24 protein-coding genes and 1 tRNA gene are annotated in these 20,355 nt (G+C 53.0%); 20 read left to right on the top strand and 5 right to left on the bottom strand.

What is annotated here, in order from left to right; all coding sequences use genetic code 11:
• Nucleotides 1-39 precede the first annotated feature (39 nt).
• The 19 genes from Pan161_RS31550 to Pan161_RS28830 all read left to right on the top strand — a co-directional run bounded on the left by Pan161_RS31550 (nt 40) and on the right by Pan161_RS28830 (nt 17,782).
• Nucleotides 40-117 (top strand): hypothetical protein, encoded by a 78-nt coding sequence (locus tag Pan161_RS31550; RefSeq protein ID WP_449267341.1) that lies wholly within the window; start codon nt 40-42, stop codon nt 115-117.
• 234 nt (nt 118-351) lie between these two features.
• Nucleotides 352-546, top strand: a complete 195-nt coding sequence (locus Pan161_RS28910; protein WP_145232188.1) for a hypothetical protein — start codon at nt 352-354, stop codon at nt 544-546.
• Nucleotides 547-2,112 (top strand): phage portal protein, encoded by a 1,566-nt coding sequence (locus Pan161_RS28905; protein WP_145232187.1) that lies wholly within the window; start codon nt 547-549, stop codon nt 2,110-2,112.
• Nucleotides 2,039-4,207: a phage major capsid protein gene (locus Pan161_RS28900; RefSeq protein ID WP_145232186.1), complete on the top strand. Its 2,169-nt coding sequence runs from the start codon at nt 2,039-2,041 to the stop codon at nt 4,205-4,207. Before Pan161_RS28905 ends, Pan161_RS28900 begins: the two co-directional genes overlap by 74 nt.
• A gap of 83 nt (nt 4,208-4,290) precedes the next feature.
• Nucleotides 4,291-4,956 carry a DUF2190 family protein gene (locus tag Pan161_RS28895; protein WP_145232185.1) on the top strand — a complete coding sequence of 222 codons (666 nt, stop codon included), beginning with the start codon at nt 4,291-4,293 and terminating at the stop codon, nt 4,954-4,956.
• A complete protein-coding gene (locus tag Pan161_RS28890) occupies nt 4,956-5,339 on the top strand; it encodes a hypothetical protein (protein WP_197995580.1) in 384 nt (127 codons plus the stop codon). Before Pan161_RS28895 ends, Pan161_RS28890 begins: the two co-directional genes overlap by 1 nt.
• Nucleotides 5,336-5,755 carry a hypothetical protein gene (locus Pan161_RS28885; protein ID WP_145232183.1) on the top strand — a complete coding sequence of 140 codons (420 nt, stop codon included), beginning with the start codon at nt 5,336-5,338 and terminating at the stop codon, nt 5,753-5,755. Before Pan161_RS28890 ends, Pan161_RS28885 begins: the two co-directional genes overlap by 4 nt.
• The gene (locus tag Pan161_RS28880) at nt 5,752-6,264 is read left to right on the top strand and encodes a hypothetical protein (protein WP_145232182.1); all 513 of its coding nucleotides are present in this window, start codon (nt 5,752-5,754) and stop codon (nt 6,262-6,264) included. Before Pan161_RS28885 ends, Pan161_RS28880 begins: the two co-directional genes overlap by 4 nt.
• A 4-nt stretch (nt 6,265-6,268) precedes the next feature.
• On the top strand, nt 6,269-6,712 hold the full coding sequence (locus tag Pan161_RS28875; RefSeq protein WP_145232181.1) for a hypothetical protein: 444 nt from the start codon (nt 6,269-6,271) through the stop codon (nt 6,710-6,712).
• A 79-nt stretch (nt 6,713-6,791) separates the two neighbouring features.
• On the top strand, nt 6,792-6,956 hold the full coding sequence (locus Pan161_RS30795) for a hypothetical protein (protein WP_197995579.1): 165 nt from the start codon (nt 6,792-6,794) through the stop codon (nt 6,954-6,956).
• Nucleotides 6,957-7,005: 49 nt separating this feature from the next.
• Entirely contained in the window at nt 7,006-7,494 is a 489-nt protein-coding gene (locus Pan161_RS28870; RefSeq protein WP_145232180.1) for a hypothetical protein, read from the top strand.
• 38 nt (nt 7,495-7,532) lie between these two features.
• Nucleotides 7,533-7,736: a hypothetical protein gene (locus Pan161_RS28865; protein ID WP_145232179.1), complete on the top strand. Its 204-nt coding sequence runs from the start codon at nt 7,533-7,535 to the stop codon at nt 7,734-7,736.
• A gap of 31 nt (nt 7,737-7,767) precedes the next feature.
• Entirely contained in the window at nt 7,768-10,104 is a 2,337-nt protein-coding gene (locus tag Pan161_RS28860) for a phage tail tape measure protein (protein WP_197995578.1), read from the top strand.
• Nucleotide 10,105: 1 nt separating this feature from the next.
• Nucleotides 10,106-11,047 (top strand): hypothetical protein, encoded by a 942-nt coding sequence (locus Pan161_RS28855; RefSeq protein WP_145232177.1) that lies wholly within the window; start codon nt 10,106-10,108, stop codon nt 11,045-11,047.
• 8 nt (nt 11,048-11,055) lie between these two features.
• Nucleotides 11,056-13,560: a hypothetical protein gene (locus tag Pan161_RS28850; RefSeq protein WP_145232176.1), complete on the top strand. Its 2,505-nt coding sequence runs from the start codon at nt 11,056-11,058 to the stop codon at nt 13,558-13,560.
• Nucleotides 13,557-14,354, top strand: a complete 798-nt coding sequence (locus Pan161_RS28845; RefSeq protein ID WP_145232175.1) for a hypothetical protein — start codon at nt 13,557-13,559, stop codon at nt 14,352-14,354. The genes Pan161_RS28850 and Pan161_RS28845 overlap by 4 nt, the downstream gene beginning before the upstream one ends.
• Nucleotides 14,354-15,376, top strand: coding sequence for a hypothetical protein (locus tag Pan161_RS28840; protein ID WP_145232174.1), 1,023 nt, complete (start codon nt 14,354-14,356; stop codon nt 15,374-15,376). Before Pan161_RS28845 ends, Pan161_RS28840 begins: the two co-directional genes overlap by 1 nt.
• Before the next feature lie 4 nt (nt 15,377-15,380).
• Nucleotides 15,381-17,087, top strand: coding sequence for a glycosyltransferase (locus tag Pan161_RS28835; protein ID WP_145232173.1), 1,707 nt, complete (start codon nt 15,381-15,383; stop codon nt 17,085-17,087).
• Complete coding sequence (locus tag Pan161_RS28830) at nt 17,087-17,782, top strand: hypothetical protein (protein WP_145232172.1); 696 nt, start codon at nt 17,087-17,089, stop codon at nt 17,780-17,782. The genes Pan161_RS28835 and Pan161_RS28830 overlap by 1 nt, the downstream gene beginning before the upstream one ends.
• A gap of 10 nt (nt 17,783-17,792) precedes the next feature.
• Here Pan161_RS28830 and Pan161_RS28825 read toward each other — a convergent pair whose 3' ends face one another.
• The 4 genes from Pan161_RS28825 to Pan161_RS28810 are packed head-to-tail and all read right to left on the bottom strand — an operon-like array spanning nt 17,793 to nt 19,077.
• A complete protein-coding gene (locus Pan161_RS28825; protein WP_145232171.1) occupies nt 17,793-18,113 on the bottom strand; it encodes a hypothetical protein in 321 nt (106 codons plus the stop codon).
• Entirely contained in the window at nt 18,110-18,340 is a 231-nt protein-coding gene (locus tag Pan161_RS28820) for a hypothetical protein (protein WP_145232170.1), read from the bottom strand. Before Pan161_RS28820 ends, Pan161_RS28825 begins: the two co-directional genes overlap by 4 nt.
• Nucleotides 18,341-18,355: 15 nt before the next feature.
• Nucleotides 18,356-18,778: a hypothetical protein gene (locus Pan161_RS28815; RefSeq protein WP_145232169.1), complete on the bottom strand. Its 423-nt coding sequence runs from the start codon at nt 18,776-18,778 to the stop codon at nt 18,356-18,358.
• The gene (locus Pan161_RS28810; protein ID WP_145232168.1) at nt 18,775-19,077 is read right to left on the bottom strand and encodes a hypothetical protein; all 303 of its coding nucleotides are present in this window, start codon (nt 19,075-19,077) and stop codon (nt 18,775-18,777) included. Before Pan161_RS28810 ends, Pan161_RS28815 begins: the two co-directional genes overlap by 4 nt.
• 86 nt (nt 19,078-19,163) lie before the next feature.
• On the opposite strand from Pan161_RS28810, the gene Pan161_RS30790 reads away from it, so the two are divergent.
• Nucleotides 19,164-19,243, top strand: a tRNA-Leu gene (locus Pan161_RS30790).
• Between the two features lie 77 nt (nt 19,244-19,320).
• On the opposite strand, the gene Pan161_RS28805 is transcribed toward Pan161_RS30790, so the two are convergent.
• Nucleotides 19,321-20,016 carry a GntR family transcriptional regulator gene (locus Pan161_RS28805; protein ID WP_197995577.1) on the bottom strand — a complete coding sequence of 232 codons (696 nt, stop codon included), beginning with the start codon at nt 20,014-20,016 and terminating at the stop codon, nt 19,321-19,323.
• Nucleotides 20,017-20,355: the final 339 nt, after the last annotated feature.

The following is a 20,355-nucleotide window of genomic DNA, read 5'->3' as shown; positions in this document are numbered from 1 at the left end:
GGCTGCCGGCGAAACGAAGTCTGGCGAACGACACCCGTAATGAAGCGAATCAGGCGGGAGCGGATCTGTCAGAATTGCGGGCGAAAGTACTACACTTTTGAGGAGATTCCGAAGTAAGTGCTATATGTAGCAGTTTTCAGATTATTTCCTGAGAAATAATTCTGATTCCAGTGGACTCACTGGGGATGTTTTTGAAAAATACGGCATCAATCGAACAACAGGCGACACTCACGACTGATCATTGTGAGTGATCCCAGCGAATAGAAAAGGCCATGTGGGGCCCACAACCCCGCGTGGCCTTTTTTTATTGGCTCGCCTGAGTTCGATTTTTTTATTGACCAGAGGTGACCCATGACAGATTTATCAGAATCGATTGAAGAGTCGGCACAGCAGCCCAAGAGCGGAAACTTTGACGGCGTGAATTTCACGCAGCATAGCCTCAAAGAGCAGATTGAAGCTGACAAATACCTGGCCGCCAAAAATGCCGCGACCGGCAAAACGCGGGGAATCGCTTTCACTCAACTGCGTCACCCAGGAGCCCCTTAATTGATCACGCCCGTTTTAGTAGATCATCATGGCAGACCTCTCAGCACGCCGGTGCAGCGTCCCCGTCGACGTCTGCGCAATAATGCGATGGCTGTGAATGCCCGTTATGATGCTGCGGAAACAACCGTGCATAATCAAAAGCACTGGGTCAATGCGGACGGGCTGAGCGTTCACGAGGCGACCAACCCGCACGTGCGGCGCACACTCCGGAACCGTGCCCGCTATGAAGTCCTGGAAGCGAACTCTTACGCGAAAGGAATCGTCCGGACTTACGCAAATGACACCATCGGCACAGGTCCCCGGCTGCAGATCCGGACCGGTAACTTGAGAGTTGATGCCTGGCTGGAGAAAGAGTTCCACAAGTGGTCCCGGCGCGTCAAGCTGGCGCGAAAACTGCACACGATCAAGATGTCCAAAGTGATCGACGGGGAAGGCTTCGGGATGCTGGTCACAAATCCCAAAGTCAAACACGCAGTTAAACTGGCGTTGAGTCCGCTGGCTGCAGAGCAGGTTACATCGCCTGGTTTCAATTACAATCTGGATGAAAATGATTCGGTCGACGGGATCCACTTTGACGAATACGACAACCCGGTTACTTACGATGTCGTGAAAGACAACGTCCTCAGTCGGTCGGCGGTTACCAGCACTCTTGAGTATGAATCCATCCCGGCCCGCTACATCGTCCATTTGTACGATGAAGAACGGTCGAACCAGAAACGGGGCGTTTGTGAGATCGCGACATCTCTGCCGCTGTTTGCACAGTTAAGACGCTACACACTAGCCGTTGTCTCTGCCGCTGAGACAGCCGCCGACATGGCTGCAGTGGCCACCAGCACGGGGCCGCACGTTAATCCGAATGAAGATGTCGAGCCCATGGACATCATCGACATTGAGCGGAACATGATGCTCTTCCTGCCGGAAGGGTACGACATGCGACAATTCAAGCCGGAACAGCCGGTGACGAATTACCCGATGTTCAAGGATGCCGTCATCAATGAAATTGCCCGCTGCATTAACATGCCGTTCAACATCGCGGCTGCCAATTCGTCTGATTACAACTACGCCTCGGGCCGCATGGATCATCAGACCTATTACAAGTCACTCCGCATCGAAATTAACCGGGTGGAAGAGTCCATCATGGACCAGCTCCTGGAAGAGTGGATGGTCGAGGCTTCCATGGCCTGGGGCGAAGATCCCCACTGGTCCAGCACAGTGAAGAAAAAGAAGCTGCGGAATCAGATCAGTGCGTTTTTCTCAACATATATTTCGCTCGATTATCTCGATGACTACGGCTGGAACTGGGACGGCACGGAACATGTCGACCCGCAAAAGTCCGCCAATGCCCAGAAGACCAAACTGGAAAACAAAACCACAACCTACAAAGCCGAATACGCCAAAGAAAATAAAGACTGGCGGACTGAGCTGAAACAGGTTGCGGAAGAGCAGGCGTTTATTCGCGACAACAACATCAATACCGAAGGGGTAATGAACGATGGTAAGCCGACAACAGAAACGGAAACGCCGGAAGAATCGGATGATGAAGAAGGCGCAGACCAGGAAGAGTGACTTCCAGATCCGGGCATCCGTCGCGGCGTCTCTGAAGGACTTCTTTATCGAGGCTGCCGACGATGTGAGCCCAGTCATTACACCTACCGATGATCCGGCGAAGCCGCCGACGTTTGACATGAAATGTTACGGCGGCGGGAAGTTGATTCTATCCGGCATCAAGTATCCGGTAGTGGTCGATCTGAAAGGGCTGCAGGTTACTGCCAAGTCCCGGCCCGTGCTGCGGGAACATGAAGCGAAGCGAAACATTGGACACACCACTGAGATCCGGAACAACTTCCGGACGCTGGAAGCATCCGGCGTGATCTCAGTTGATAACGCTGATTCAAAGGAAGTGATCAGCGCCAGTAAAAACGGATTCCCCTGGCAGGTCTCGATCGGCGCCAAAGCGCTGAAAGTGGAGATGGTGCCCCAGGGGCGGAATGTCACCGTCAACGGGCAGACGTTTAGCGGCCCCGTGCTTGTTGCACGGCAGGCGCAATTGAAAGAGTTGTCGTTCGTAACCCTGGGTTCGGATGACGACACGGAAGTAAGACTTGCGGCCACGGTCGCTAAAACCAAAGGAATTTCGAACATGAACGAGTTTGAAAAATGGATTCTGGCCACGTTTGGTGAGGATCATGAATTGACCGACGATCAGCTGAAGGATCTGCAGGCGACGTTTGATAATGCTCAGCTGGCATTGAAAACAGAGCCTGGCAAAAAGAAGTCTGCTGATGATGAACCGGATCCCGCTGTCCTGCTGCAGGCGAAGACCGATGAGTACCTGGAGAGCATTCGCGCCAGTTCGGCTGCGGAAATGGAACGCATCGACGGGATCAAGGAACTCTGTGAAGGTCACTCTGACATCGCTGCCCAGGCGATCAAAGATAACTGGACACTCGAAAAAACCGAAATCACCATGCTGCGTGCTTCGCGTCCCAAGCCGCGGAAATCCGGTGCCGCTGATGCACCTGCAGAAGCTCTGGTGATTGAAGCGGCGCTGTCGATGAACAGCGGCTTCCTGAAAGAGGACGAAGCCGGGAAACTGTTCGACGAAAAGACGATGAATGCTGCTGTCGATGTGCTGCGTGATGTGAGTCTTCGGACCTTGATGGTTGAAGTCATCCAAGCCAGCGGCGGTCATGCCGGCAATGGCCGGGTAACGGATGCCATGATTGAAGCCGCTCTCAAGGCTGACATGATGATCCGTGCCGGCGGAACGTCGACGCTGTCTCTGTCTGGTGTGCTGGGCAACGTGGCCAACAAGTACCTGTTGAAGGCTTACAACACCGTCATCAGCGTGGTGGAAAAGTTCTGTAATCAGACGGATCACATGGACTTTAAAGTCCACACGCGGCATCGCGTCACGGCAGATGGTGAGCTGGTCGACCTCGGGAAAAATGGTGAAATCGAACATGGCAGCATGTCCGAAGATACCTACACCAACAAGGTCGGCACCAAGGCGAGAATGATTGCTCTGACTCGCGAAGACATGATCAACGATGATCTGGGTGTGTTTAAAGACCTGGTCAGCGTCTTCGGTCGTGGCGGCTCCAATGCACTGCAGCGGGCCGTTTATACGCTCCTGCTGGGTAATGCGGGGAACTTCTTCCACACCAGCAACAACAACCTGCTGGCGACTGCTGCCTCTGCGCTCAGTATCGATGCGCTGACGGCTGCGGAAGCGGCATTTCTGAACCAGGTTGATTCCAAAGGGCTGCCGATCGGCATTACGCCGGAGCTCCTGCTCTGTCCCAATGCCCTGAAGGTGACGGCGGAAGCGATCTACAAAGAAACCAAGGTCAATGAAACCACTACGGCCAACAAGCCGAAGACGAATGAGAACCCGCACGCCGGCAAATTTGAGCCTGTTTCCACGCCCTGGCTGAGCAATGCTGCGATTCCGAATGCCAGTGCGAAGAAGTGGTTCCTGTTCGGCAATCCGGACAGTGCCCCGGCGATTCAGATCGCTTACCTGCAGGGCAAGCGTCGCCCCACGGTGGAAGGCGGGAACGGAAACTTCAACACGCTGGGCATGGAGTGGCGCAGTTTCTGGGACTTCGGTGTGGCGTTCGTCGACCCGAAAGCGGCACAGCGTAACGACGGCGAGTAATCGTCATCTGAACACAAGCCGGGTTTTATTTCCTGGGAAATATTTTGCACTGAAATTTTTACTCTAATTTTGAGGTTGAAATTATGGGAACGTTTAAGACTGAAGGGCGGTATGTCAAATACACGCCCACCGAGGCGACGTCTGCCGGCACGGAAGTGCTGGTGGGCAAGCGGTTCGGGTTTGTACCCTCCGACCTGGCCGCCGATCAGAAGGGCTCGATCGACACGGAAGGCGTTTGGGAGGTCCCGAAGGTAACCGGCGCTGCCACCGTGGATGGCGAGTTGGCATACCGCCTGGACGATGGGACCGGCTGGCAGATGTCTGCAGCTGGTGCCACGCCCTATGGTAAGTTCGTGGGGGACCAGGAGGCGGCAGACACGACCTGTCGGGTTGAACTCATTCCATCGCTCACTAACAGCGGTGTGATGACGATTACGGAAGATACCACGCTGACGGTTGCCGACGCCGGAAAGACGATTTCCTCAGTCGGTGCTGCTGGTGCGGTAGTTGCCACGCTTCCGGCTGCCGTCCCTGGGCTGGAATTTGATTTCTATGTCGGGGCTGCCCAGATGTTGCGACCCAAAGCTGCCGGCACCGATGTGATCGGGCTGCCGTCGACCGGTGTTGCTGGCTCTGCTGGTGAATACATCGAAGCCAATGCCGTTGGTGAGACGGTGCGGCTGAAATGTATGGTGGCCGGGGTCTGGTCCCCGATCGGTTACTCCGGAACCTGGGCGCATCAAACCTGATGGTGAACCTGTTTGATAAAGCGGCGAAGTGGGTGGCGGCACAGACCAAAGCCCACGCGTCGCAATCTGTTGTGTATCGCCGGGCTGACGCCTTTGTTCCGCTCTCCGCAGCGACGGGAGAATCAGAGCAGGACGTTCAGGACACGGACGGTTTCACAATGACCCATACCAGCGTCGACTGGCTGATCACAGCGGCAGACCTGGTACTGAATGACGTGACAGTTCTCCCGGAAGTCGGGGATCTGATCGAGCAGACGATTGGGGCAAAGACGTTTACTTACAAAGTGCTGTCCATGGAGGGCGACGAAAAGCACTGGCGATACACCGAAGAGATCACAAAAACCATGTTACGGGTCCATACCAAATTAGTGAGTAATTCATGAGCAGTGTCGACACAATTGCAAAGGCGATCGCGGTGGAACTCAACACTGAGTTCGACGGTGATTTCGTTTCCACTGTGGAATACACGATTGATGATGCGCTGGAGAATGTCACCGAACTGAAGGCCATCGTGCTGCCCAGGGAGGAAACCACTGAAGTCCTCAACAGAAAGAGCAATAAAGTCACGTTTACGGTTGATGTGGCGGTCATGCAGCCCGCTCCAGCAGGTCTGACGCCAGATGAGATCTTAGCAAAGCTGGTGCAACCACGCACTGTGCGTGACTACCTGGACCGACGAAAGCAGGACGGCGCCAGCTGGCGACTGTCAACTTTGAACACTACATACAGTTACGACTCGCTGAAGAGGCTGCGCGTGCTGATGACCGTCATCCACAATGAATATGAGGTGACGACATGAGTGAACCCATTGCACAGTTCAAAGTGACCGGTGCCGTCTTCCAGTCTGAGAAGGTGCTGAAGCAAACGACTAAGGCACGGCGTCGGTTTGCATACTGGGCCGGCGGTCTGGTCAAAACCATCATCAGGCGGAAGTTCAAAGTCCAGCGCATGAAGCGTCTGGGCGAAATGTCGGAGAAGGAAAAGGAATCCTACAAGCTCAAAATCAAGATAGCCAAACGGCTCAGAAAGCCGAAGCCGAAACGGCCCAAGAAACCATCTGATCCCGGTGAGCCTCCACGGCTGACTTACAAAGAATCGCCCCTGAAATACCTGGTCGAATTCGCGGTCACTAAAGACTTCAACTCTGTGATCGGCCCAAAGCGGGCGAAATCGGGAATTGCGGGAGTGCTCGAACATGGTGGTGTGTCGAACGGCAGACGGATTGCGGCGCGTCCTTTTGCTCAACCATCGCTCGAAGATGCAGCGCCTCAACTCGACGATTACTGGAAAGACAAAGTAGGAGAATAGTTCCATGACAATTGGTTTAGAAGCTGGTCTGTATCTCGACCCCGCTGGAATGGCTGGCGAAGGCACCTGGACGCTGTACGAGGATGTGGGGGACGTGAATGTTGCTCACAGCTGGAATCAGTCACAACGCAAGATCCGGAAGCATACGCACGAACGGACAACGCTGGGGCAGGGTGTGCTGGAAGTGACATTCACGGTGACCTATCGAGCTGGCGACGCTGGATTTGAAATGTTGCGTGATGCCCACGCGAACAAGTCAATCATCGCTGTGGCAGTGATGTCAGGGTTGATTGCTGCTGCCGGCAGTGAGGGCTGGCAGTTTGATGCCGTGGTTTCCGACTTCCCGGAGAGCCAGGCCCTGGAAGAGGACATGACATTTGATGTCACGCTCAAGCCGGCTTCGGGTTCGGCTGTAGATCCAGTACGCGTTGAAATCTCTGGATCATAATTCTGCGAATCGCTTGTAGATCGAGTTCATTTAATACGGCAGTCAAATCGAAAGGGATGCCATGAAACCGGGAGATGTAATGCAGCAATACGTGTGGGTTGATGGGAAGCGAGTCCCCTTCAAAGCGAGGGTGGTCAAGCCGAAAGACCCCAAAGACTATGACCCACCACAGGCTGAACAGGAATTGCCTGAATCAGCAGCAAAGGGAAAACAGGAACCGCCGAAAGCGACTGAGTCGAAGTAGACCAGTCGTTGAGGCAATTTTAAATCAGCACTTTTAAGGAGAGATGAGAGTGTCAAGTTTTACTGATACGAATGGAGAGAAGTGGACCATATCCGTCAATTTCGGAACGGCCCACAAACTGAAACAGGATCTGGATATCGACCTGCTGTCGCATTTGAAGGATCCGAAAGAGGCGATGCTCTTTATGGCCAGCCTGGGCGATGACCCGTTTCAGCTGGGACAGATCATCTACACACTGGCGACTCCGGAAACGGAAGGCCTGACGATAGACGGTCTGTTTTCCGCATTGGATTCCGAGAAGGCAGAGGAAGCCTACCAGGCGTTCATGGATGCGGTGATCGATTTTTTCCCGCCGCGCCTGAGGGCGCAGCTGAAGAAACTCTTCGCGAAATCGATGGCACTGCAGGAAGAGCGGATGGAACAGATGTATCAGAAAGTGGAAGCGGACATCGACAGTCCCGAGATGGACGAAAGACTGAGGCAGCAGATGGCTGGGAGACAGTCTGGCGTATCGTCGGTGTCCTCGGCATCGGAATAACCGACCTTTGGCCACTTACCTTACGTCAGCTGCTGTGGATGAATGCAGGGAAGAGTGACCATGACGGCTATCAGCTACGGTCGGTCATGGCCACTGTTTACAACATCGCATCCTGGAAGCCTAAGAACAAATGGTTCAAAGAACAGGAGTTTAAAGGCAAGCCGAAACGGCGGCAACCGCGAACGGGGAAGGAAGTAGTCGCAGAATTCGATAAGGTGTTTGGTCAATTCTATGGTAGGTAGTGCCGGGTCAATCAGAGCGGGAAAGGCTTTCGTGGAACTGTTCACGAAAGATTCTGCTTTGCGCAAAGGCCTGGCATCTGCACGGAAACAGCTGGATTCCTTCAGTGCGTTTTCGCGTAAAAGAGGAATGGGACTGGCCGCCAGTGGTATCGCCTTAATGGCACCAGTGGTGGCTGCCATTCCCATCTATGCTCAGTTTACGACACAGATGTCTGCCGTCCGGGCAGTCACCCAGGCCTCTGCAGAAGACTTCGCAGATCTGAACCAGGTTGCTAAGGACCTGGGGAGCTCGACATCATTCTCAGCCAGTCAAGTTGCCGAGGGCATGAAGTACCTCGGCATGGCCGGTTTTGATACCAAAGAGATCATCGCCGGCATCCCGTCAGTGCTGAATCTTGCGCGAGCCGGTGCGCTGGATCTGGGGATAGCGGCGGATATCGCCTCTGATGTCAGTAGCGCATTCAGCATGACGGCGGATGAGATCGGGCGTGTGTCCGATGTCATTGCCAAAACGGCGACCAGTGCCAACGCCACGGTCGAGATGATGGGGGAAACGTTTAAATACGTCGCTCCCGTTGCATATGCAGCCGGTCAGAGTCTGGAAGAAATGTCTACAGCGATCGGGCTGCTGGGCAATAACATAGTGAAGGCGACCACTGCCGGCACGGATATGAAGGAGATCCTGGCTACCCTGGCCGCCGATCAGGATAAGATCACTTCCCTGGGGGTTCAGGTTTCAGACGCTGAGGGGAACATCAGACCGGTTCTGGACATCATGCAGGACCTGGGCCGGGCCACTCAAAACATGCGACCGGATGACCGGCTCGCGTTAATGATGGACATCTTCGGAAAACGGGCAGGTAAATCAGCCCTGATTCTATCCCGGCTGAATGTCGGCGTCGATGAAATGCGCGGCAAGATGGCTAAGGCTGAAGGTGCTGCTGCTGCCATGGCCGGTGTTATGGATGACAACCTGGAGGGGGATTGGTTGAAGTTCAGGTCTGCCGTCGAAGGGGTGGCAATCGCCATTGGTGAGGATCTGGAAGAGCCGCTCAGAAGTCTCCTGGTCATGCTGACTGGAGCTGCCACACAAGCCCTTGAGTGGATCAAAGCAAACAAAGGAATCGTAGTCGTGGCTTCAGCGGTGGCAGCTGGTTTGATTGCTACTGGTGGCGCATTGATTTCCCTGGGCCTGGCGGCATCCGTCGCCAGTTTCGCTATTGGCGGGCTGGTAACAATGCTCAGTGCAGCAGGTACGGTGTTAGGCATCCTGTTCTCTCCCTTCGTGTTCTCTCCCTTCGTGCTGATCACCGCTGCTGTACTGAGCGCCGCCGCTGCCCTGGTTTATTATTCGGGCATTGGTGGAAAGACCATTTCGTTTCTCTCGGACAAGTTCGGTGGTCTGGCTGAAATCGCCGGGGAAGTCTTCGGTGGTATCAAGGATGCCATGCTGTCTGGCGACTTTGAGAAGGCCGGCAACATCCTGTGGAAGGGCCTCGAAATCGCCTGGCTGACCGGACAGAACGCCATTAATTCGAAACTCAGCGAATGGAAAACCTTCTTCCTCGACATCTGGTATGGGGCGATCGATGATGCATCAGGATACTTCATTGATTCCTGGGCGGGGATTCAGGATGCCTGGACGACGATGACTCAGTTCCTGGGAGACTCCTGGGACATGGTCATGAATAAAGTCCAGAAAGTCTGGTCTGTCGTCGGTGGCACCATCATCAATGGCATCGGCCATATGATGAACACGCTCAAGGTTCTCAATCCGGCAATGGCGAGTGTGCTTCCCGATACAGGCGAGTTTCGGTTCCGGGCGAAAGAATTCACCGGCGCTTATAAAACCTCAGATGAAATTGACAGTGCCACGAACGCCAGTATTGCCGATCGTGATCAGCGGGCCAGGGCAAACCGGCAGGGCATTCGCCAGGGCCAGCAGGGTTCGCATGAGACTGCAGGGGAGATGTCTCAGCAACGGCAGGACGCTCGACAAAAAGAGCTCGAGGCGTCACAGAAAAAAGCCGCGGATGCCATGGCCGCTGCCCAGCAGGAACTGAAAGACCTGCTTAACAAAGAAAGTGCCGCGGCTGCCACGAGCTCTGAAGAGAAACAGAAACAGGCGGCGGCAGCGGCGGCGGCCGCATCGTCTGCGACGGGGCCCAATGGAGCGGTCGCCAAAGCGGGCAAGGCCATCGGTGGTGGATCCGGAGACCTGCGAACCAAAGAGGGCATCGATACGCTTACCAGGCTGATCAATCTGAATGGGGGGGAAGTGACAGCCAAGGAACAACTCGCACAACTGAAAAAAGTGGTGTCTCTGCTACAAAGAGACAATTCTGTCGAAGTGGTAAGGAGCAGCTAACGTGGCAAACAGTGTAATCAGCTGGGAACTGGCGTTTGAAGACAGTTACGAAATCAAGGAAGGACCGGCACGAGCTTACACGGAAGTCTATTCCTGCAGCCTGGCATCGGTGGCAACCGACTCCACCGTGATCCGCTCTTATTCGAAATGTCCGGACCTGGGAGACAAGCACAAACGGGACACGGCCGCGCGTTGCATTTCCGTGACTGTCGCCAGGGTCGATGATACGGCGGACTTTATTGTGACCGTCAAATATTCCACCAACATTCAACATAAAGACCGGGAAGAAAACCCGCTCAACAGACCAGCGGTGATCGACATCGTCAGTTCTCCGGAGCAGGTGCCGACGTTCTTTGACGGGGAAGGCAAACCACGCTTAAACACAGCCGGTGATTTGATCGTGGGCTATCGCCGGATCCCCTTCCTGGACATTACGGTCAAAAAGAACGTCCCGAAGTACCCGGACTGGATGTGGGATTATGACGGCACGGTCAACAAACACCCGATCACAATACGCGACAAATACTTCGAAAAACGAACATTGAGAATCGAGGGGATCGATGCCCCTGACCTGGTGTATGAGAACGGGTACGAATTTTATGCACTGACTTTCCGGATTCGCTTTGACCCGCGCACGCACGACGATATCCGTTACAGCCAGGGCTTCAATGAAGTTGTCGAGGTCGTGAGTACCTACATCCCGCCAGGCATCGATCCTGGAGACGTCACGATCTCCAACAGCAAGGTGACCACGAAAATTAAACGCCGTATCACAACCGGAGATCCTGCAGAGTACATCACGGAAGAGGCGTTTCTGGACAAGAACGGCACCCTGATCGAAATTAAGCAGGATCGCAAGGGCAAATTTGATACGTCCCGTCTACATCTGCTGCGATTCACGGACGACGTTCAAACTGATTTCACAGATCTACCATTTAAATAGGTGAGAACATGGCTTTAAAAGTATGGATCGGCGGGGCAACCGCTGACGCGCAAGTGGACACAGTCACGATTCCGGAAGATATCCAGCCGGGGATGATCGTAAAAGCAACAATGGGCAGCGGAAGCATTACATACACGGTTCCCACTGTCGCCAGTGCAGCGCAAGTGGCCAGCAGTTTTGCTAGTCTATGGAATGGTTCTACGATTCCTGAATTTCAGGAGATTGAAGCAGCAGCCATCGGTGATGGTTCTTTTACGCTTACTATGGAGTCAGCAAGCGCGGGGAAACCCTTTATTGTTTCTTTCATCATTGGGAGTGGTACGAACGAGAAACAGACCATCACGATTGGTAATAACCCCACGGGTGGTACATTCACGCTGGCCTATGAAGGCCAGGTCACAACGGGCATTGCACCTGATGCGTCTGCCGCTACGGTGAAAGCTGCCCTGGAAGCTCTCTCAACCATTGAAGTGGGTGAGATTGATGTGACCGGTGCTGATGGAGGACCATGGACCGTGGAATTCATTGGCGACCTGGCCGGGGTCAACGTCTCCACGATCGGGGCGAATCCCGACAACCTGGTTGTGGCTGCAGAGGAACAGGTGATTGATCTGGGTTCTCCGACAGGCGGCACCTTTACCGTGCAGTACGGCGAAGATGGTACGCCATCATCGAACCTGGCGTACAACATTTCAGCGGCGGACCTGAAGACTGCTTTGGAGACACTTTCGGACATTGCCGTGGATGATATTGCGGTCTCTGGTTCTGACGGCGGGCCTTACACTCTGGCGTTTCAAAATAATCTGGCGGGAACGAACGCCAGTCAGATTGTGGTCAACGGGGCGAATCTCACAGGCGGCCTGATGGATGACGTGACGATCGCAGAACAGACGGCAGGCGGTGGTGGTGGAAATGAAGTCTGGCATATGTTTGAAACCAACGGAACCAATGGTTTCATGAGAATCAGCGGTAATTCCAGCGTATCAGGGGGCACGTTTGACTTCAGTATGGATATCGGCGGCAGTAATGTTTTAACGATGACCAATATCCCTTACGATGTGACCGCGTATGAATTTCAATTGCTTTTAGATGCGAACCTGGAATCAATTGTTAGTGATAATTTCGCACGCACAATCCTCGTGGGGACGGGATCGGCCGGCCACCAGCTAAGTGAAGGCGATAATTTCTACTTGACTGTGCTGACTCCGCTTGGTTCGGGTGCATTAACCTTTACTGCAGACAGTAGCGGATTGACTGGCGGTGCATACTCTACTTTATACACCAGATCACCTTCAGCCGGGGCCATTACACCCAGCACAGGCGACTGGGCTATTGGGGTTAATGGTGAGTACACGGAGTTGATGTCTTACAGCACGACGGAGGCCGCGATTCAGGAGAAAATCGAGGCATTAAGTTCTGTCGGATCTGGTAACGTGCAGATTGAATCCATCACAGACGGAGTCACTTTGTCGTCAGGTTTCCGTCTAACTTTCATTGGTGACTTAGGCAATCAGGCGACTGGGCTATCAGTTGGACTGATCGTGTCAGGTGCTAACAGCATAAGTATGAATCGATACCTAACAGGTGCAGCAGGCACAGCCGAAGTGCAGCGTATCAGCATATCTGGTTCTCCTGGTTCGGGGAAGTTCAGCCTTAAATTTGGAACAGGTTACAGCCAGGAAATCGACTACGACCAGACGGCTTCTGAATTGGAGGACATCCTCGAAGCAGTCTCTACGATTGGCACGGGCAATGTCACCTGCTCGGGCGGTCCGTTTCCTGACACCGCAATCGACGTAACATTCACAGGTGGGCTGGGCGGCAGCAATGCAGACTTAATGGTCAAAAATCAGGGGGCAGTTGAAACCACACAGGAAGGTGGAGAAGCGGCGACAGTTAATGTCTCCACAGTTCAGTCAACCATTCAGCATGAAACAACCGTTGCGAGCAGTGGTCCTAATGACTGGAATACGCCGGAAAACTGGGATACCGGAACCGTGCCCGTTAATACCGATGACGTTTTGATTCCGGATGGGGACAACATTCTGTATGGCCTGGATCAGACTGGCTTAACTTTTACGCTGCAATTCACAGCCAGCCAAACGGAAATGGGACTGCCGCGTCGAAATGATGATGGCAATATCGAATATCGGGCCAGAGCCCTGAAGGCCAGTTTCACTGAAATCATCATCGATAGCAATTCGCAGTTGATCAACATCGACATATTGGATTCCAGCCCGGTGATCAAGGTGCTGAATTCAGGCTCTGGTCAAAACACACCGTATGCCGTTTCGATCATCGGGGAAAACTCTGCGAATACGGCAACGCTGCTGGTGTTGTCGGGCAACGTGGGTGTTGCGGATGGACCGAAAGAGGCGGCCTACCTGAAGACGATCACGCAGCGCGGCGGTCAGATCTGGGTTGGTCAGGATGTCGGGCTGGAAGACGTGGAACGCACGGGCGGACAATTCCACGCTGACCGAGCCACCATTGACGGGGTACTCACGTTATGACAGAACGTTTCAGTAACTACCAGGTCACCCCCAGTTTCAAGAATTCACTGGAAGGAATGGTGGCCTGGTACAAGCGTAACTTCGAAAAGCTGCCTGATCAGAAACATCTGAAGCCGGAAGGCGTGCGCCCACCGATCCGGTACTGCACGCTCCAGCCTTACTCGACTTACATCGTCAAGCGGTACCCTTCAGACAGCTATGATTATGATGGCGATCTGAGATCTAATCAGGAGTACGCCGTGATGGTCGATGGGGATAACCCGGTCCCCGTGGCGGTCATGCACCTGGAACCCTACGGCAATCACAAGCAGCTGGTGTCGTTCAAGGGCGATATTATTTCCGGGGAAATAAAACTGGTTTTGGGCGGGAACGAAACAGACCCGATCTCGCTGCTGTCCCAAAATGCGACCAGTGAGAATATTACCGCTGCTCTTGAGAAGCTGCCGTCGATCGGCAGGAATAATGTGGCCGTGACCGTCTATCCGGGCCGCTGGCTGATTGAATTTATCGGAGACCTGGCCGGGCAGTCATTCGAGCCGTTTGTAGTGGATCGGCCAGAAGCGGCAGTCTTTGAAACACATGTCCTCGAAACCCGCTGGAATGACAGCCGACGCGTCGAAAAACTCCATTACCCGATACCACTGATTGGTGAATGGGACGGCGATGATGACGCGATCAACGACGCCGTGGCTGCCGGCTCCTTCGGAACCGCGAACTGGTTTCCCGGAGTCGGGTATATGTCGAACCTTAACGAGTGCCGCGACTTCAACGGCGATGGGACCCCGGAGCTCTAATGAATACCAGTTGTGCCATGTCACTGATTCAGAAACGCTGCCCGCGGCGGCTGTTTGACTGCCATCGCTGTGCGGCCAAGCTGCAGAACTCAGAAACGGTCTGGGAGCTGACGGTGCCGACGTTCAAAGACTGGCTGTATCATAACTACGATGGTGACGCTTCCATAGGAGAAACCCCGTTTGTCGTGAATGAACCCGGTTCGTCTCCGATAGTCATTTATTCGATCTACCAGACGATTCCGAAGAAAGCAGATGGTTCGCTGCTCAACTGCAATTTTGAAGCGGAGAACATCCTCGCATACACGGTTCCATCGAGTTCAACATCTTCTGCAGGCTGGCCCGACTGGGTTGGTGATTACGGGATTGACCGCGAGGAACTGGTCGGCTCCTATGGTGGTTCGATTCCGTTTTATGTGCCTGGTGGGTTCGACCCTCCATTGCCAAGCTGGACATCATTTCGCCGCCAGCACGATGCGTTGATTCACTTCCTGACACCGATTATCGAGGATGGAAACGTGACCACGCCGGGAGCATGGCGGATTGATCTCGATGTCACCCAAGTTGCAAACTTCATTGATACAGTGCATGCCTCAACCGTCCAGTTTGAGACCATTGAAGAGCGTGACGCATACGTTGCCGGTTTGGGTGAAAGGGCATACGCAACCGACGACGGACCGCCGCCGATTGTCGATCTGCTGAATACCTCTGCTGCCACTGCACTGGGCTCCGGCACCTGGCCGGGAATCTACAAAGCCCCTGACAATTTCACCTGCCCGATTGCATCCGGTGTGACGTATCGGTTCTTGAACATCATTCCTTACGATCTGCCGCCACTACGAGTGTCGGAAGTTGACCCGGTAATACCGGAAGGTTACGGCACACCCAAATCAGGGATAATTTACCCGCTGAAGCCAGACAGAGACGCGATCACTGAGGGCGAGAGCTTTGATTTAGAAGACTACTTTGCTCCTCCCTACATCGATGTAAAACACGTTAAGCGATCCGACCAGGACGTAGAATAGAATCATGACACTGACAACCGGACAGAAACAGCAGCTCTGCCAGACCTGCACATTGAAAAACCCAAAAACTGGGAAGCCATACAAGCGGAATTACTTTTGCGGAAAACACGGCAATGAGATCAGCACGATAATCAAGAGTCGTCCGACCTGTGAAGGTTGGGGGAATGAAATTAAAATCGAAGCCCCTGAAGTGGCGATCCAGAAATCTGCTCCCGAAAAGAAACCAGCACCGCAAAAGCCAGCCAAACGGCCAGCAGGGAAATACACGGACTTCGTTCATAAGGATGAAGTCGGTGAATTTACTGCCGACACTCTGGAGCGGTCCGGCAAGAAGCCGATGGACGCCAGCACGAAGCCATTCGTGATGCCTTCATTCAGGTACCGTAATGAACTGGGCATCTATTTGAATCAACTTGGTCTAACTGGTGAGATTGCCGAAGTCGGTGTATTTCAATGCAACTTCTCACAGCAGATCATGAAGCACTGGCAGGGGGAGAAAATTCACCTGGTCGACATCGGGTTCGATCAGCGACAGGACGTCCCCCGCGCTGAGTTCCACGAGATGTCAAGCATGGATGCCTCGCACAAGTTCAAAGACGCTTCACTGGATGCCGTCTATATTGACGCTGACCACAGCTTCTACGGTATCTCAGACGATCTGGAATTATGGTACGACAAGGTGAAACCGGGCGGGCTGTTCTGCGGTCACGACTTCATTAACAGCTATGACCTGGACGTGACCGGACATCAGCCAGTACCTCTGGAAGAGTGGCCAACACGCGACATAGAGAGCCTGACCTACGGCGTGAAAGTTGCGGTCACACGCTTTGCCAGACGCAGAGGGTTGAAGATCTACCACACCGCCCCCGATGAAAGAGGCTCCCCCAGCTGGTTCATTATCAAGCCGCACAGGTTCGTGACGACATTGACTGAGAACTTCATTCCCGGATTTATCGGTCTCATTCAGTCGATGAAAGAAAAGGGCGAGATTGAATTCTGCTTTACGGTCGTGGAGTACGAACCGATTTCGCAGAAGCAAAAAGATATCGTCAACGCAATGGGAATTCACGTTGACTGGTATCCGAAGGAACTGCTCGGACATTTCGAATTCGACCGTAGCTCGACCGACTCCCCCCGTATGGCATGGAACCTGAATAAGTTTCTGGTGTGGCGACTGCCACATAGAGGGCCGATGTGTTACACCGATGTGGATGTGCTCTGCCTCAGCAGTCTGCGGGATCTGATCAACCTGAGGCCGCTGTCGGTGACGATGATGCAATCCGCTATCGGACACGAGCCCGACCACATTAACAAGTATCGCCCCTCGGGCGTGTACCCGTTCAACGCGGGGTGGTTCGTATTCGAGCGGTCCGAGCAGGTCTACCAGGAATGTCAGGAGTACGCACGCAGTTACAAAGGCGAACGGATTGCCTTTGGCGACCAGGTGCCGATGAATGACTACTGGGGCACTCAACGGCCGGACGAGGTGAACTTCGTAGATATCAACTGGAATATCAGTCACTGGTGTCTGCATCACGATTATTTTGAACTGAACTGGGATCATGTGAAGCTGCTCCACTTCGCGCATGCGGACAAGCCTTGGAAAGATCAACCAACCTTCAGATGGATGGAAAAGGGTTGGGCTTTGTTCAAAGGCTTTTATGAGCGGGGCATTCTGGCAGCGAATCGCAAATTGAAAAGCGGGGAATAATGCAAGACATCTTACTCACTGGGGTCTGTCACATTTACATGCTGTTGAAACTGCGGCATGAGAACACGCTGGCCGATGCGGCGAAAATTGCCAAGCCGGATTTCGATGGCAGTAAAATCCATCTGATCAACGGCGATGCTGACGAGCGGTTTCGTATGGTCGATCTGCGGGGGAAGTTCGGAGAGACGAAGTACAATAATCTGCGGGAACTGCTCGACGATCATGCCGACTGCCGGTATCAATACATGGTTTCAAATGTCAGCTTGAATAAAGAAGAAGTTGTATCAAAGCCGGAATGGTGGCAGAAAAACGGATTCGCAGCAGAGCCTCGCTGGCAGTATCAGGTGTTAGGCGCGGGTCTGTGGTATCACCTGTACGATCAGAACTGGGATATCGAGACCGCTAGAGCATGGAGAGCCAACCGTAAAGCCGAACTGATAAAAGTGCTGAAGGAATATCCTCGACTTAAATTTATTGTTTACAGCACATTGTCAATCGACTGGTGGCGCGAGCAGGGGTTTCCGATGGATCGGCTGATTTACTGGCCTGTCAAATGGCTGGCTGGTGAGCACAAGGCCGAATGGAAAGAACGCTTCGAAGTGATCAAGAAACAGGGCGGTCACGGGTATCACAACTACCCGACCGAAGAATCCTACAACGATCTGTATCAGATGATTCTGGACGAATCGAAGTAAAAACGACCGCTTACTGGTAGATGCTGATTTTCTGGACGCGTGCAAGATCATCTAAACGGGTCCGTATTTCTCCACTGCTCAGGTCTTTGCTGATGGAAAGAATTTTCTCGCCGTAGGCTTCCCATGCTTGCTGGGCAGCCTCTTCGGTGCTCGTTTCCGGATCAACGTAAGCATAAACCCCATTCCCGTAGAGAACATAGGATTTTCGGTGATAGGTGAAACGTTCGCCATGATCATTTTCGACATGAAGGTATAGCTGTTCGCCGGGCTCCCATTTCCCAGGGGTCGGGCCACCAATGCAGGGGATGCAGTTTTGTTTTTCATCGCTCATACTCTGTCACCCTGTTGATTAAGAGTCTCAAAGACTGGCAGCGATTCTTCTGCCAGTTGGATCTGGACTTCAAACTTGCCATTTGCCAGCGGGTCAATCCGCACATCTGAAATTCTTCTGCCATTCAGGGACATCAAATCCAGCAGCGTTTTTGAATCACCATCAGTGGTGAGACTGACTGTCTTCGACTCTTCAAGCATGATTCGGTCAGTTTCTGGTTCCAGCATGTTAATGCAATTCTTTCAGTTCTGGTCAGGCGGTGCCATGAAATCCAAAATGTCAATCTTTAAATCTGGGTCAAAGTGTGTTGTCGCCCAGGCCCCTTCATTTTCTTTCATGCCAGGCAGCAGGTAAACAATGAATGTTCTTTCATAGGATCGGGTTTCTTTGGACTTCAGTTCCAGGGCAATTTCTCTCAGTCGTTCCTCTGACACTTTCCCGTCCAGAAAGACCACCAGGCTGCGCTTGATTCCTGGGATGCTGTGATCTTCTTTCCAGGTGTAATCAGATTTTTCGGCAGTCGCTGGCTGTGGGTTTGCATTCTGGGGTGATTCCATATTGCTGATTCCGATTGCTAAAACCAAGAGGATGCCGCCGCCGATGCAGAATATTACGAGACAGCCACCACCCAGAAACGCACAGCCCGCTTTCTGATTCTTTTTCAACGGTCTTCTCCCTGCGTGCCTGCTTTGGAAACTGATTTGATTTTGTCCAGCTCGACATCATACACGACCAGGTAAGGGATGCCAGAATGAATTACCTGGTAATGCTCGCCATCGTCGAATTCTCCCAGGTCCTCAATTGATACGCGATCGCCGAAATGCTCTTCCATGCGGTCGATGACGGACCAGCTCAGTCCGCCTGTTTCCGGATCTACTTCCGGGCTGGCATCCAGGGGGACGGCCCGCGCCGAATGTTCAGAGCAGCCCGCGAAAATCAGCAAAATCAGGATGATGCTTTTCATCCTGACAGCCTACCAAAGCGGGCGCACTGATCAACTGTTTTCGGCCCAGAATAATATTTCTCAGGAAATAATTCAGGCTGGGAAATGCCGGGAGAATGGGTCATGTGACTAGATTCAGGTTCTAGTATCTGTAATGGATGTGGAGGTTCGAATCCTCTCTTGGGCATTGAATAAAAAAGGACTCAGAGCATTTCGGCTCTGAGTCCTTTTTTTATTGTGGTCCTGAAATAACAGGGGGCTGGATTATTTCGAGCATTCGTCCTGGAGCCGACTTAATGTGAGTCGGCGGCTGTTTTGAATGTGGGCCAGCATCGCCTTACTGGTCTGTTCCGCGTTTCGCCTGTTGAGTCCCTTGAGAATCGCCGTGTGATCGTCAATGGTCATCTTCAAGACTTCCTGGCTGTAACTGTGCCGTGCCGCACCGATAATTTCTGTCAGCAAATGAAAGTCGCCGATGACGGTCAGCATCCGCTGGTTGTTGACCGCGTTCATGATTGTCTGGTGAAACTTCAGGTCAGACTTGTCGAACCGGGCAGCAATATCCTGTCCCCGTTTTTTGCCTGCTATCATCGAGTCGTGCAGCTTTTTCATCGTATTGACGGTCGTCTGCAACGATTTTAGCTGCCGGGCAGCGATCAGTTGCGAAGCCTTCGCGGCGGCATAAGGTTCGATGGCTTCCCGCATTTCGTACAGCTCGGTTGTGTCCGTCAGGGTCGGCCGTTTCACGACGGCGCCCAGTTGCGGCACCAGTTCGATCAGTCCTTCGCTGGCCAGTCGCCCGATCGCTTCGCGCACGGGTGTGGCGCTCATGCCGATTTCGTCCCCCAAAGGGCCATAACGCACGCGGGCACCCGGCGCAAACTCTCTGTTTAACAGTTTCTGTCGCAATACTTCATAAGCGATCTCGGACTGATTTTTTTCTGAAGTCGGCTTTCGCATTAACTCTCTGAACCTGAGCTGGCTGAGTCGGGTATTTCCCATCAGCAATAACCATCAAACTTTTCATTGGTACCCATGATACTGAGAAAGTCGCTTGTTGACAGGTATTTTGTTTACATTTTTACTGCGTCAGACTGTCAGATGCGGAAAAAGTCCGTTGTCATTCTCTGCCTGAAACGTCTGATACTTAGATGTTCCCAGCCAATAATATGATTTTATCACAGGAAGTCATGATGTGTCAGGGTGTATATCGTACAGAAAAATCTAAGGATTTTTCTTTGAATGGCGTGACAAAGTCTATAGACTTTAATGATGGCTTACTGCTTGCCTTGATTCTGG

The organism is Gimesia algae (assembly GCF_007746795.1).
In the GTDB taxonomy this organism is placed as follows: domain Bacteria; phylum Planctomycetota; class Planctomycetia; order Planctomycetales; family Planctomycetaceae; genus Gimesia; species Gimesia algae.
Note: the sequence above shows the minus strand (reverse complement) of the source record. Positions and strands in the feature narration are given on the sequence as shown.